Below are 13,093 nucleotides of genomic sequence, written 5' to 3'. Positions count from 1 at the left end.
TGGTGGTGGGTCACTGGTCGCCGATCCGCGGGCCCGGGTCAGGTGCCGGGCAGGCCGGCCACGGCGGCGGCGGAGATGCCGAGGCCGATGAGGGTGATGCCGCAGGCGGCCAGCACGGGGGCCACCCGCGCGGCCACGTGCAGGAGGGCGCGGGAGGAGCCGGCGCGTAGCACGAGGGAGCGGCCGGTGAGTGCCAGGAGCCCGACGGTGAAGAGCACCGCGGCGAGCCCGAGGCCGAAGCAGGCCACCAGGACCAGGGCGAACCCGGCCCGGCCGGCGAAGATGCCGGTCGCCAGCACGAGGAAGGCCGCAGGCGACGGCGTCAGGCCGCCGGAGATGCCCAGCAGGAGCAGACCCGGCCGCGAGGTGTGGCCGTGGTCATGGCTGTGGCTGTGCGCCTGGCCGTGGCTGTGGCTGTGGTCATGAGCGTGGCCGTGACCGTGCCCGCGCAGGTGGCGTCGCAGCAGCCAGAGCCCGACGGCGACGACGGTCAGGCCGGCGACCAGCTGGAGCCCGGTGGTCAGGCGCTCCAGGCTGACCAGGTCGGAGAGGGAGAAGAAGGTCCAGGCGACGGCGATGGCCAGCACCGAGACGGTGTGCATGACGGCCACCGAGACTCCCAGCCAGGCGGCGTCGCGGACCCGGCCGCGGGAACCGATCAGGTACGCCGCGGCGAGGCTCTTGCCGTGGCCGGGCGCGAGCCCGTGTGCGGCCCCGGCCAGGAATGCGATCACCAGCGTCACCGGCACGAAACCCGGTGACTGCACCGTCTCGATCAGCCGATCGCCCAGCCCGGCGGCGCCGAAGAGATCACCGATGGCGAGGTGGGCGGCGGGACCGGAACCCGGGAGGACGGTGCCGATGCCGGTGGTCGCATCCATGTGTCAGGCCCTTCGCAGCCGTCGGCGATACCAGAAGATGCCGGCCGCGACGGCGGCCAGCATGACGCCCCCGGCGACGAGGAGTTGCCGGGCGCTCTCGTCCGCAGCAACCGCGGATCGGGTCGACGCAACGTCGGATCGCGTGCCCGGGCCGGCCGAGACGGTCCAGTCGGCCGACTCGTGCCGGGCGTCGTACACGGCCTTCTGGCCGCCGGGGCCCCGCGCGAGTGTCCGGTATGCCTCGTGCAGGTCGGTGAGCATCCGGGACGTCACGGTCACCGTGCTCACCGGTTCGGGGCAGGTGAACAGCACCTCGGCGCCGGCCTTCGTCAGGTCACCGGCGATGCTCACCTCGCCGTCGCAGGACCGTCCGTCCTGGGTCACGTTGATCCGCTCGGTCAGGTACCCGGCGAACTCGGGGGCCTTGGCCAACGCCTCGGCGTCGGAGTCGGAGTAGGTCACCGCACCGTCGAGCATCACGCGGTCCTTCGGCAGCACGCCGAGGTCGATGCCGAGCAGCGTCAGGTCGTCGGTCCCGCCGACGAGCCAGCGGACCCGCACCCGATGATCGCTCTCACCGGCGACCTCGATCTGCTGTGGAGCGCCGAAGGGATGCGCCGAGGCCGGGTCCGGGACCAGCACGCCCACCAGCGCCAGCGCGAGTACCGCCCACAGTCGACGCGGGGCGCGGTGCGTGGAGGACACGATGGACTCGCCGTTCGCTCGGAGGTCGGCCGGGGACGCGGTGATCGTTTCGGCCGCAGGTGACCAACGAGGTCACGGGAACTGAGCGAACGTTGACGGGGAGGTTGCCGTACTTCGAAGACCGGTCCGGCGATCGTGCTGAGCAGGTGCTCGACGCCGACCAGCGGGGCCGTGACGGCCACGGCGCGGTGGGCGGCCGGCTGGCCGCCCACCGAGAGCGCCGCTGCCGGCCGGGCGTGCCGCGCGGCACGCCCGACCCGCGTGCGCTGACACCTCAGCGCAGCGGCGCCGGGCCGCCGAACACCACCGGGATGCCGGGGGAGTAGAGCACGCTGGCCGGCGGCCCGGCCGGTGACGGCAGCCCGGCGGCGGTGACCAGATCGTCATCCAGGTGCAGCAGGTCGGCGCGGTGCAACGGCCACTGCGGATGCCAGTTCGGCAGGTGCCGGGTGCGCCCGTACGCCCGGGTGTGCAGGCCCCAGCGGGCGGTGAGGAAGTGCTCCAGCGGGGTCGGGTCGGCGATCGGCTCACCGACCCGCACCTCCATCCGGCTGGCCGCGCCGGCCGGGCCGGGCCAGCGGCGCCGGCAGCGGTAGGTCAGGCGATCCCCGTCCCGGTCCAGCCGCATCGCCGACCACTTGTAGGGCAGCCGCAGGCTCAGCTGCGCCACCAGCACCGGCACCAGCCGGGACGCGTCCAGCGAGCGGAACACCACGGCCCGCCGCCCGGTGCCGTCGACCGAGTAGAGCCGGACGTTGGTCTCCCAGAAGGTGCCGAAGTACGGCACGCCCGGCCCCCGCCCGAAACCCAGCCCCACCATCCGGAAGCCGATCAGCCCGACATAGCTGAGCCCGTCGAGGGTGTCCGGCCGGGTGCCGGGCGGCAGCAGCGGTGCGACGACCTCGGGCGCGACCGCCCAGTGCAGGAACGTCAAGTCCTGCCAGCGCTGCCGCAGCCAGGCACGCCGGATCGCCCGCACGGGCGCGCAGTCGACCGGCTCGATGTCCACCCCTCCATCGTGCCCCTCCGGGTCACTCCGGCCGGTGGCAGACCGCCTCGACGTTGTTGCCGTCCGGGTCCCGCACGAAAGCCCCGAAGTAGGTCGGGTGGTATTCCGGCCACACCCGCGGCGCGTGCAGCACCTCGGCCCCGGCCGCCACGGCCGCGTCGTGGAACGCCTGCACCGCGGCCCGGTCCGGGGCGGTGAAGGCGATGTGCGACTCGAGCGGCGCGCCCGCGTCGGCGGGCGCGGGCACCAGCCAGAAGTCGGGACTGTCGACGCCGTAGCCGATCGGGCCGGGCTCCATGATCCGGCGGGCGCCCAGCGGGGCGAGCACCGCGTCGTAGAAGGCGGCACTGGCCGGCAGGTCGCTCACCATGACGGAGAAGTGGTCGAGCACGTCGTCTCCCTGCGATCGTCGATGACTGCGCCAGGCTACGAGCCGCCTACGACACTTCCTCCGGCCTCGTCCGTCCCGCCATCGTGCCCGGCCTCACAGGTGGTGGCGGACGGCGGCCTGACCTGCTGTGATGTGGCCGTGGGGGAGTCCGAGGCGCGGCGCACCGTCGAGGCGGTGTGGCGCATGGAGGCCGCCCGGGTCGTCGCCGGCATCGCGGCGCTGGTCCGCGACGTCGGCCTGGCCGAGGAACTGGCCCAGGACGCGCTGGTCGCCGCGCTGGAGCAGTGGCCGCGCGACGGCGTCCCGGCCAACCCGGGGGCGTGGCTGACCACCGTCGGCAAGCGCCGGGCCGTCGACACGCTGCGCCGCCGGCAGACCCAGCAGCGTACGCTCGCCGAACTCGGCCGTGACCTCGACGAACAGGTCACCCCCGACTTCGAGGCCGCCCTCGACGAGCACATCGAGGACGACCTGCTGCGGCTCATCTTCGTGGCCTGCCACCCGATCCTGTCGCCGATCGCCCGCGCCGCGCTCACCCTGCGGCTGGTCGGCGGCCTCACCACCGGCGAGATCGCCCGCGCCTTCCTCACCACCGAACCCACCGTCGGGCAGCGCATCACCCGCGCCAAGCAGACCCTTGCCACCGCGAAGATCCCGTTCGAGGTGCCCGGTCCGGCCGAGCGCGCCGAACGCCTCGACTCGGTCCTCGAGGTCGTCTACCTCGTCTTCAACGAGGGCTACTCGGCCACTGCCGGCGACGACTGGATGCGCCCCGCCCTCTGCCAGGAGGCCCTGCGGCTGGCCCGCCTGCTTCAGGGCCTCATGCCCGGCGAGCCCGAAGTGCACGGCCTCGCCGCGCTGCTGGAGATCCAGGCGTCGCGCACCCGCGCCCGCACCGCCCCCGACGGCACGCCGATCCTCCTCAACGACCAGGACCGCGGCCGCTGGGACCAGTGGCTCATCCGGCGCGGCCTCGCCGCCCTCGACCAGGCCCGCACCGACCACCCCGGCCCGTACGCCCTCCAGGCCGAGATCGCGGCCTGCCACGCGCGGGCGCGTACCCCCGAGGAGACCGACTGGGCGCGGATCGCCGCCCTCTACGCGGAGCTGGCCCGGCTCGTGCCCTCGCCCGTGATCGAGCTGAACCGGGCCGTCGCCGTCGCCCAGGCCGACGGGCCCGCCGCCGGCCTGAAGCTGGCCCGGGAGCTGGAGTCCGAGTCGGCGCTGGCCGGCTACCACCTGCTGCCCAGCGTGATCGGTGACCTGCTGTTCAAGCTCGGCCGACTGCCCGAGGCCAGGGTCGAGTTCGAGCGGGCGGCGTCGCTCACCGGCAACGCCCGGGAGCGGGCGCTGCTGCTCGACCGGGCCGCCGCCTGCGGCTCGTAAAAAATCTTGAGAAGTCATGTCGGATCCCGGTGGGCCCGATCGACGCGTCAGTGAGAACCGATGACGAGGAGATCGCGATGACCAGCACGACGCTCACCCGGGCCGCGACGGCGCGGCGTGTCTCGACCGCCACCCTGCTCACCGCTGGCGCCGCCGCGGGGCCGCTGTTCCTGGGCCTGGGCCTGGCCCAGGCGTTCACCCGCGACGGCTTCGACCTGAGCCGGCAGCCGCTCAGCCTGCTCACCCTCGGCGAGTACGGCTGGATCCAGATCGCCAACTTCGTCGTCTCCGGGCTGCTGGCGCTGGCCGGGTCCGTCGGCTTCCGGCGGGCGCTGCGCGGCGAGCGGGCCGGGACGTGGGGGCCGGCGCTGGTCGCGGTGCTCGGCGTCGGGCTGGTCGTCGCCGGGGTGCTCCGCCCCGACCCGAGCATGGGCTGGCCGGCCGGCGCGCCGGAGGGCAACCCGGAGACGATGAGCTGGCACTCCTACGGCCACGGGGCCGGCGCGATGCTCTCCTTCGGGGCGCTCACCGTCGCCTGCCTGGTCTTCGCCCGCCGCTTCGGGCGGGTGGGGGCGCTGTCGTCGGTCCTCGTCGCCGCGGCGACGGTCGTCGTCATGGCCTGGCCGGACCAGGGCAGCATCAGCGTCCGGTTGGTGCTCGGCTCGGCGCTGGTCTTCGGCTGGCTCACCGCGGTTTCCCTGCACACGATCACCGAGAGGAAGCACTGAGATGCGTTACATGATGATGCACAAGCTGGACGAGGCCGTTCCCGGCAACTTCGAGCCGTCGCCGGAGTTCATGAAGCGGATGGGCGCCTACATGGAGGAGGTCGCCAAGGCCGGGATCCTGGTGGCCGCCGAGGGGCTCTGCAAGAGCAGCGAGGAGTCGGCGCGGATCACCGCGACCAAGGGGAAGAAGACCGTCACCGACGGGCCGTTCACCGAGACCAAGGAGCTGATCGCCGGCTTCGGTCTGGTCGAGGTCCGCTCGAAGGAGGAGGCGGTCGAGTGGGCGAAGCGGTTCGTCGACGTCTTCACCGAGAGCGGTATCGACGTCGAGGTGGACGTGCGGCGGGTCAGTGAGGGCCCCCACGAGGGCTGACGGCGAGGTCCGGGCGCCCGGCGGTCACACCGCCGGGCGCCCGGCCGTCTCACGGACATGAACGCACTGGTACGTGGGACGGCCGCTCTGCTCGGTGCGGCGTCGGTGGTCGTCGGGGTGTGGGCGCTGGCCCGGGCGGACTCGTTCAGCGCGGCGGTGAACTTCCCGCCGAATGAGCACTTCGTGCACGACGTCGGGGCGTTCCAGCTCGGCATCGGCGCGACCCTGCTGCTGGCGCTCATCTGGGCCGACGCCCTGGCGGTCGCGCTGGCCGGCTACGTGGTCGGCGCGGCGGCGCACACCATGTCGCACGTGCTCGACGCCGACCTGGGTGGCAGCGCCGGCCAGACCTGGCTGGTCCTGCTGTCGGCCCTGCTGGCCCTGGCCGCGCTGGTGGCCCGGCTGCGGCAGCTCGGCTGGGTGGTCGGCTACGTCGACCCGGCGCCGGCCTCCGGGTGGGCGCCGCTGGTGCGGCAGAAGACCGTGGTGCTCACGACGTTCAAGCGGGACGGCACGGCCGTGCCGACCGCCGTGAGCGTCGTCGTGTCGGGGGAGCGGGCGTACGTGCGCAGCTTCGAGAAGGCGTGGAAGACCCGGCGGATCCGCAACGACCCGCGGGTGACCCTGGCGCCGTCGACGGCCCTCGGCAGGCCGACCGGGGCGGCGGTCGAGGCGGTGGCGCGGCGGTTGAGCGGGGCGGAGCACCGGGCGGCGAGCCGGGCGCTGGTGCGCAAGCACCCGCTGCTGCACGGGGTGCTCGTGCCGCTGACGCACCGGCTCGGCCGGGGGAGGACCGGCCGCACCGTGCACTTCGAACTGACTGCACGCTGAAGGTATATACGCGGGGTATACCCTCAGTGTATGGTGACGCCATGAGCGTTCCCATGACCCTGCTCGGCCTGCTCGACCGCGAGCCCAGCCACGGCTACGACCTGAAACGCGACTACGACGCCTTCTTCAGCCGCGGCAAGCCCCTGCCGTTCGGGCAGGTCTACTCGACGCTGAGCCGGCTCGCCCGCGACGGCAAGATCGTGATCGGCGAGGTCGAGCCGGGCGTCGGCCCCGAGCGCAAGCGCTACGTCATCACCGAACGGGGCGCCACCGAGGTCGAGTCGTGGCTGACCGAGCCGGTCCCGGCCGAACCCAACCTGCAGACGGTCCTGTTCACCAAGGTGGTGCTGGCGCTGATGCTCGGCCGCCCCGCCGAGGACTACCTCGACCGGCAGCGCGCCGCCCACCTGGGCCGGATGAAGGAACTCACCGCGATCAAGCGCTCGGGCGGCCTCGTCGACGCCATGCTGGCCGACCACGGCCTGTTCCACCTGGAGGCCGACCTGCACTGGATCGACACCACAGCCGCCCGGCTGGACGCGCTCGCGAAGGAGGTGCGGGGATGACGGCCGTCGAGGCGCGGGACGTGAAGCTGTCCTTCGGTGAGACGCCGGCGCTGCGCGGCGCCAGCGTCGCGGTGGACCCGGGCGAGATCGTCGCCATCATGGGCCCGAGCGGCTCCGGGAAGTCCACCCTGCTGCACTGCCTGGCCGGGATCCTCGTGCCCGACGCCGGCGAGATCCACTTCGACGGCCGGCGGATCGACACCCTCAGCGAGAACCGGCGCAGCGTCCTGCGGCGGGACCGCTTCGGGTTCGTGTTCCAGTCCGGGCAGCTCGTGCCGGAGCTGACCGCCGAGGAGAACGTCGCGCTGCCACTGCTGCTCAACGGCGTGAAGCGGGCCGCCGCGCTGAAGGAAGCGCGGCCCTGGTTCGAACGGCTCGACCTGACCGGCCTGGAGCGGCGCCGCTCCGGCGAGCTGTCCGGCGGGCAGGCCCAGCGGGTCGCGCTGGCCCGCGGCCTCGTCGGGCGGCCCGGAGCGCTGTTCGCCGACGAGCCGACCGGCGCGCTCGACTCGCTGACCGGCGAGCAGGTCATGGACCTGCTGGTCTCCTCGGCCCGCGAGGAGGGCACGACCGTCGTCCTGGTCACCCACGACGCCCGCGTCGCCGCGTACGCCGACCGGCAGGTCATCGTGCGTGACGGCAGGGTGAACGCGCTGGTGTCGGCATGATCCGGTTCGCGGTCCGGCTGTCCCTGGCCGGCGGGCGGGAGGCCGCCACCCGGCTCGCCGTCATCGCCGCCGCCGTGGCGCTCGGCGTCGGCATGCTCCTGGCCACCCTCGCCGGCATGAACGCCGTCGACGCCCAGAACCAGCGGTACGCCTGGCTCAACACCGCCGTCGCCCCGGCCTCCGCCGACCCGGCGGCCGAGCCGATGTGGTGGCTGATCCGGGAGGACTACTACCACGGGGACTCGATCGGCCGGGTCGAGGTCGCGGCGACCGGACCGGACGCGCCGGTCCCGCCGGGCATCCCGCGCCTGCCCGGCCCCGGCGAATACTACGTCTCGCCCGCCCTCGGCGAGCTGCTGCGGAGCACCCCGGCGGCGCAACTCGCCGACCGGTTCCCCGGCCATCAGGTCGGCACCATCGGCCGGGTGGCGCTGCCGTCGCCCGACTCGCTGCTGATCGTCATCGGCCGCACCCCGGCCGACCTCGAACCGCTGGGCGCGGGCAAGGTCACCCAGATCATGACCACCTCGCCGGACAGCTGCTCCCGCGGCTGCTACGTCGGCATCAACCACGACGGCATGGCCCTCGTGCTCTCCATCGTCGCGGTCGCGCTGCTGTTCCCCGTGCTCATCTTCATCGGCACCGCCACCCGGCTGGCCGCGACCCGCCGGGAGCAGCGCTTCGCCGCGATGCGCCTGGTCGGCGCCACGCCGCGGCAGATCTCCGTCATCTCCGCCGTGGAATCCGTGCTCGCCGCCGCGGTGGGCACGGCCGTGGGGTTCGGGCTGTTCCTCGCACTGCGCCCGGCGCTCGCCGCGGTGGCGTTCACCGGCGAGCGCTTCTTCACCGCCGACCTGTCCCTGACCGTCACCGACGTCCTGGCGGTCGCGCTCGGCATCCCGCTCGGCGCCGTCGTGGCCTCCTGGCTGGCGCTGCGCCGGGTGCAGATCTCCCCGCTGGGCGTCGCGCGCCGGGTCACCCCGAAACCGCCGCGCGCCTGGCGGCTGATCCCGCTGGTCGCCGGGGTGGTCGAGCTGGCGTACTTCGTCGGCCGGCGTCCGCCGACGACCAACGGGCAGCTCACCGCGTACCTCTCGGGGTTCCTGCTGATCCTGACCGGGCTGGTGCTGGCCGGGCCCTGGCTGACCATGGCCGGCGCGCGCCTGCTGGCCGGGCGGGCGAGCCGGCCGGCGGCGCTCATCGCCGGGCGGCGCCTCGCCGACAACCCCCGGGCCGGGTTCCGGGCCGTCAGCGGGCTCATCGTGGCGCTGTTCGTGACCAGCGTCGCCACCGGCATCATCACCAGCTACGTGGCCAACCGGGGTGAGCCGCGCACCGACTCGGTGGCCGCCACGTCCCTGACGACGTGGTTCCCGCCCGAGGACGGCCCCGCACCGACCGCGGACCAGATCCCGGCCGGGCTCGCGACGATCCCGGGGGTACGCAGCGTGACTTTGGTCCACGCCAACCCCGTCGAGGAGCCGCCCCCGATCGAGGTGCGCGGGACGCCGGTGGGAGACGCCGCCTACCGGGCGTGGTGGCCGAGCGTCATCACGTGCGCCGAGCTGGACCGGCTGGCGGTGTTCGGCGCGTGCCCTGCCGGCGCGAGGGTCGCGGCCGTGGCCGACGACCTCATCGGCGAGCGCGCGTGGGACCTGACCAACGACAACTACGTCTGGCCCGCCGCCGACATGGACCCGGCCCAGGTCGACCGGCGGCCGATCCGGTCGGTGGTCGTCAACACCACCAGCCGCGCCGCGTTCGAGCAGGCCCGGACCATGCTGGTCAACGCGTTCCCGACGAATCGGTTCCCGTCCAGCGTCGCCGAGTGGGAGTCGAACTCCGCCCGGCTGATGGTGCAGTTCCAGCAGCTCGCCAACGTGATCATGCTGGCCAGCCTGCCGATCGCGGGTTGCAGCCTGGCGGTGAGCGTGGCCGGCGGGCTGAGCGACCGGAAACGGCCGTTCAGCATGCTGCGGCTGACCGGCGTGCAGCTGCGTACGCTGCGGGGGGTGGTGGCGCTGGAGACCGTCGTGCCGCTGCTGGCGGTCGCGGCGGTGGCCATCGGGATGGGATTCCTGGCCGCGCACCTGTTCCTGCGCGCGCAGCTCGGCTACACGCTGCTGGCGCCGCACGGCTCGTTCTACCTGATGGTGGCCGGTGGGCTGGCGGTGTCGCTGGGGATCGTCGCCCTGACGCTGCCGCTGCTGCGCCGGATCACCGGCCCGGAGACCGCGCGCAACGACTGAGTTCGGTCGCGGAGGGCCGGGCGAGGAAGCCCGGCCCTCCGCTTCCGTACGTGGATCGCGCCGCGCTGGTACTTGCGTCCGAGCAGCGAAAAGCGAGATCATCACGCATGCTCGACCCCTCGCCCGAGGACGAACGGACCGCACCGACGGTTTCCACGCCGGATTTCGTGGGTCGTGATCGGGAGATGACGGCGCTTCGGGGCGCCCTGGCCCGGCCACCGGCGATCGTGCTGGTGGAGGGCGAGGCGGGGATCGGGAAGAGCCGACTGCTGCGGGAGTGGTTGGCCGGGCCGGACCAGCGCAGGGCCCTGGTCTCGGTGTGCCCGCCGCTTCGCGAGTCGCTGACGTTGGGGCCGATCGTCGACGCGTTTCAGGGGATCGACCGCCCGGTGTCGCGACTGCCGCTCACCGAGCTCGCGGGTGCGTTACGGCCCCTGTTTCCGGAATGGTCCGCGGACCTGCCGCCCGCGCTGCCGCCCCTGGACGATGCGAAGGCGGCACGGCATCGCCTGTTCCGCGCACTGGACGAGCTGCTGCGGGCTCTGCGTGTCGACGTTCTCGTGCTCGAGGACGCGCACTGGGCCGACGAGGTGACCTTGGAGTTCCTGCTGTTCCTCACCTCCCGACAGCAGTCGGACGGGCCGAGCCTCGTGCTCTCCTACCGGCCGGAGGAGGTGGACGACGGATCGCTGTTGCTGCGGCTGACCTCCCGGTTGCCCGCGGGCGTGACCCAGCTCAGGATCGCCCTGGCGCCGATGCGACCCGATGACACGGCAGCGCTGGTGTCGTCGATGCTGGACGGCAACCCGGTGTCGCAGGAGTTCGCGACGTTCATGCACGAGCGCACCGGTGGCGTTCCGCTGGCGCTGGAGGAATCGGTTCGCCTCATGTGCGACCGTGCCGACCTCGTCTTCCGCGACGGGCAGTGGGTCCGGCTGAAGCTACGCGAGCTGCAGGTGCCGCCAACGGTGCGCGACTCCACCCGGGAGCGGGTGGGCCGTCTGTCGCCGACGGCGCAGCAGGCGCTACGGGCCGCGGCCACGTTGGCTGAGCGGTCGTCGCTGGCCACGATCGCGATGACCGCCGGTCTGTCGCCGACGGCGTGTCGAGGCGCCGTCGCGGAGGCGGCCGACGCGGGCGTCCTGGACGGGGACGACCGCGGCCGGTGGCGATTCCGGCATGTGCTGGTTGCCACGGCGGTCTACGAAGCGATCCCGTTGACCGACCGTCGACACTTCCACCTGCTGGCCGGGCGGGCCCTGGAGGTCGTCGAGCCGCCGCCGGTGGCACGCCTTGCCCACCACTTCCGTGAGGCGGGCGAGCGGGAGTCCTGGGCCCGGTACGCCGAGCAGGTTGCCGAGCTGGCCATGGCCTCGGGTGACCACACCAGGGCGGTCGACGTGCTGGTCGATCTGTTGTCGTGGTCCGTGCTGCCGCCGGCGGATCGGGCCCGGGTCGCGCGTATCGCCGGGGTTGCCGCCCTGGGCCGGCGTGAACCGGTCGACGAGGTCTACCACCGTGTGGTCCGTACCCTGCGCTCGGTGCTGGAGACCCCCGGTCTGTCCGCCCGCCAGCAGGCCGAGATCCGCAACCCGCTGGGCCGGCTCCTGATCACCGGGGGTGAGGCGCAGGCCGCACTCAGCGAGCTGGAGCAGGCGGTGGCCAACCTCGACCATGACCCCGTCGAGGCGGCTCGGGCGATGACCTATCTGGGATGGGCGTATGCGGGGCCGTGGCCGGCGTCGACCCACCGGCGCTGGCTGGATCGCGCCGCCGAACTCGCCGCCGCATTCGATTCTCCCGCCGAGCGGTTGAACCTGGCCGGCAACCGAGCCGCGGCGTTGCTCATGCTCGGCGAAGAGGAGGCCTGGGACGTCGTCGCCGGCCTGCCCGTCGACGGCGCGAGCTCGGCGGAGCGTCTCGACGTGGCCCGCATCCACGCGAATGTCGGGACCGGCGCGCTGATCTGGGGCCGGTACGCCGACGCGGAGAACCACCTCGCCGTGGCCATGCGCCTCGCCGAGGCCGAGCAGGCGTCCCGGTTGCAGCACAACGTCCGACTCGAACAGGCCAACCTGGCGTGGTTCACCGGCTGGTGGGAGGGCCTCGCGGAGCGCAGCGCCGCACTCGCCGATGCCGACCGGGACCGGCCGGCGCACTACCTCGGCAGCATTCGCCTCGCCGCCCGGTTGGCAGCCGCAGCCGGACGGCGGCGCGCGGCGGAGGAGCAGTTCCGGCTGGTCCTCGAGGAGTCCGCCCGTCTCGGCGCAGCCGACGACACGATGGAGGCCGCCGCCGCGCTGGCCCGACTGTGGCTGACGGACGGGAACAGCGGCCGGGCGCTGCAGATCACGGACGAGCCGATGGACACCGTCCGGAAGAAAGGCATCTGGGTCTGGGCGACGGACCTCGTCCCCGCCCGGATCGGGGCGTATCTCGCCGCAGGCGACCTGACGGCCGCAACCCGCCTGGGCGACCAGTTCGCCAGAGGACTGCGGGGCCGTACGGCGCCCGCGCCTCGCGCCGCGCTCGCCGTGTGCCGCGCCCTGGTGCTCGCCGCGGCCGGAGACCACGCCCGCGCGGCGACGGCCTACGACCGGGCGGCGCATGCCTGGAGCGCGCTGCCGCGTCCCTACGACGCCATGCTCGCCCGCGAGCGCCAAGCCGAGGCGCTCATCGCGCAGGGCCGGATCGAGCAAGGCCGCGAGCTGCTGGCCGCGCAGTACGAGCAACTGTTCAGGCTCGGCGCCCGCGGCGACGCGGACCGTGTCGCGCAGCGGCTTCGCGAACACGGCGCCGAGGTCCCGCGACTGTGGCGCGGCGGCCGGCGAGGGTACGGCGACCAGCTCTCACCTCGCGAGCTCGACGTGGTCCAACTGGTTGTCGCCGGCAAGACGAACCGGGAGATCAGCCGGATCCTGGCCAAGTCGCCGGCGACGGTGGATCAGCAGCTACGCGCGGCGATGCGCAAGTTGAAGGTGACCTCCCGGACCGCGCTCGCGGTCAAGGCGGTGGAGGCCGGAGTGTTCGCAGAAGAGGAACCCTCGGCGACGCGCCGGGAAAATTGACGTATCCACTGGATAGCGAGCGGTCACTCGTCCGCCGAGCATGACTGCATGATCCATCGCTGTAGGCCAATGCATGGCTGATCGACCTGTCGCGCGTGACGACTCCGCCGGCGAGCACCAGCCACCTCTCGAGCTGTCGCGCGAGCCGCGCGTCAGCGCCCCCGACGTCCTCGACACCCACGACGCCGACGGTGCCGACGAGCACGAGCGCCACGACCCCTACCAACCCCTGTAGGCA

Annotated in this window: 13 protein-coding genes; 9 read left to right on the top strand and 4 right to left on the bottom strand. The window is 73.3% G+C overall.

Features of this window, described 5'->3' with window-relative positions; translation table 11 throughout:
- Nucleotides 1–38 precede the first annotated feature (38 nt).
- The 4 genes from ABZW14_RS15995 to ABZW14_RS15980 all read right to left on the bottom strand — a co-directional run bounded on the left by ABZW14_RS15995 (nt 39) and on the right by ABZW14_RS15980 (nt 2,986).
- The gene (locus ABZW14_RS15995) at nt 39–881 is read right to left on the bottom strand and encodes a cobalt transporter (RefSeq protein WP_355346179.1); all 843 of its coding nucleotides are present in this window, start codon (nt 879–881) and stop codon (nt 39–41) included.
- Nucleotides 882–884: 3 nt separating this feature from the next.
- Complete coding sequence (locus ABZW14_RS15990) at nt 885–1,586, bottom strand: hypothetical protein (RefSeq protein ID WP_355346176.1); 702 nt, start codon at nt 1,584–1,586, stop codon at nt 885–887.
- 274 nt (nt 1,587–1,860) lie between these two features.
- On the bottom strand, nt 1,861–2,595 hold the full coding sequence (locus tag ABZW14_RS15985; RefSeq protein ID WP_355346174.1) for a DUF2071 domain-containing protein: 735 nt from the start codon (nt 2,593–2,595) through the stop codon (nt 1,861–1,863).
- A 22-nt stretch (nt 2,596–2,617) separates the two neighbouring features.
- Nucleotides 2,618–2,986, bottom strand: a complete 369-nt coding sequence (locus tag ABZW14_RS15980) for a VOC family protein (RefSeq protein WP_355346171.1) — start codon at nt 2,984–2,986, stop codon at nt 2,618–2,620.
- A 138-nt stretch (nt 2,987–3,124) separates the two neighbouring features.
- Between ABZW14_RS15980 and ABZW14_RS15975 the strand changes: the two genes are divergently transcribed.
- The 9 genes from ABZW14_RS15975 (at nt 3,125) to ABZW14_RS15935 (ending at nt 13,090) form a co-directional block, all read left to right on the top strand.
- Nucleotides 3,125–4,372, top strand: a complete 1,248-nt coding sequence (locus ABZW14_RS15975) for an RNA polymerase sigma factor (RefSeq protein ID WP_355346168.1) — start codon at nt 3,125–3,127, stop codon at nt 4,370–4,372.
- Between the two features lie 77 nt (nt 4,373–4,449).
- Entirely contained in the window at nt 4,450–5,100 is a 651-nt protein-coding gene (locus tag ABZW14_RS15970) for a DUF998 domain-containing protein (protein WP_355346165.1), read from the top strand.
- A 1-nt stretch (nt 5,101) separates the two neighbouring features.
- Complete coding sequence (locus ABZW14_RS15965; RefSeq protein ID WP_355346162.1) at nt 5,102–5,473, top strand: YciI family protein; 372 nt, start codon at nt 5,102–5,104, stop codon at nt 5,471–5,473.
- Between the two features lie 57 nt (nt 5,474–5,530).
- On the top strand, nt 5,531–6,304 hold the full coding sequence (locus ABZW14_RS15960; RefSeq protein WP_355346159.1) for a PPOX class F420-dependent oxidoreductase: 774 nt from the start codon (nt 5,531–5,533) through the stop codon (nt 6,302–6,304).
- A gap of 41 nt (nt 6,305–6,345) precedes the next feature.
- Complete coding sequence (locus ABZW14_RS15955; RefSeq protein WP_355346156.1) at nt 6,346–6,870, top strand: PadR family transcriptional regulator; 525 nt, start codon at nt 6,346–6,348, stop codon at nt 6,868–6,870.
- Nucleotides 6,867–7,538, top strand: coding sequence for an ABC transporter ATP-binding protein (locus ABZW14_RS15950; protein ID WP_355346153.1), 672 nt, complete (start codon nt 6,867–6,869; stop codon nt 7,536–7,538). The genes ABZW14_RS15955 and ABZW14_RS15950 overlap by 4 nt, the downstream gene beginning before the upstream one ends.
- Nucleotides 7,535–9,787, top strand: a complete 2,253-nt coding sequence (locus tag ABZW14_RS15945) for an FtsX-like permease family protein (RefSeq protein WP_355346150.1) — start codon at nt 7,535–7,537, stop codon at nt 9,785–9,787. The genes ABZW14_RS15950 and ABZW14_RS15945 overlap by 4 nt, the downstream gene beginning before the upstream one ends.
- 107 nt (nt 9,788–9,894) lie before the next feature.
- Complete coding sequence (locus tag ABZW14_RS15940; protein ID WP_355346148.1) at nt 9,895–12,855, top strand: AAA family ATPase; 2,961 nt, start codon at nt 9,895–9,897, stop codon at nt 12,853–12,855.
- A gap of 73 nt (nt 12,856–12,928) precedes the next feature.
- Entirely contained in the window at nt 12,929–13,090 is a 162-nt protein-coding gene (locus ABZW14_RS15935) for a hypothetical protein (RefSeq protein WP_355346145.1), read from the top strand.
- The last annotated feature ends 3 nt before the right edge of the window (nt 13,091–13,093 follow it).

The sequence above is a fragment of the Micromonospora sp. NPDC004551 genome (assembly GCF_040609975.1).
Classification (GTDB): Bacteria; Actinomycetota; Actinomycetes; order Mycobacteriales; family Micromonosporaceae; genus Micromonospora.
Note: the sequence above shows the minus strand (reverse complement) of the source record. Positions and strands in the feature narration are given on the sequence as shown.

Excerpts from the sequence above, each read along its gene's own strand:
- ABZW14_RS15940 (WP_355346148.1), top strand. The coding sequence starts at position 9,895 with ATGCTCGACCCCTCGCCCGAGGACGAACGGACCGCACCGACGGTTTCC.
- ABZW14_RS15970 (WP_355346165.1), top strand. The coding sequence starts at position 4,450 with ATGACCAGCACGACGCTCACCCGGGCCGCGACGGCGCGGCGTGTCTCG.
- ABZW14_RS15995 (WP_355346179.1), bottom strand. The coding sequence starts at position 881 with ATGGATGCGACCACCGGCATCGGCACCGTCCTCCCGGGTTCCGGTCCC.
- ABZW14_RS15935 (WP_355346145.1), top strand. The coding sequence starts at position 12,929 with ATGGCTGATCGACCTGTCGCGCGTGACGACTCCGCCGGCGAGCACCAG.
- ABZW14_RS15965 (WP_355346162.1), top strand. The coding sequence starts at position 5,102 with ATGCGTTACATGATGATGCACAAGCTGGACGAGGCCGTTCCCGGCAAC.
- ABZW14_RS15950 (WP_355346153.1), top strand. The coding sequence starts at position 6,867 with ATGACGGCCGTCGAGGCGCGGGACGTGAAGCTGTCCTTCGGTGAGACG.
- ABZW14_RS15960 (WP_355346159.1), top strand. The coding sequence starts at position 5,531 with ATGAACGCACTGGTACGTGGGACGGCCGCTCTGCTCGGTGCGGCGTCG.
- ABZW14_RS15955 (WP_355346156.1), top strand. The coding sequence starts at position 6,346 with ATGAGCGTTCCCATGACCCTGCTCGGCCTGCTCGACCGCGAGCCCAGC.
- ABZW14_RS15945 (WP_355346150.1), top strand. The coding sequence starts at position 7,535 with ATGATCCGGTTCGCGGTCCGGCTGTCCCTGGCCGGCGGGCGGGAGGCC.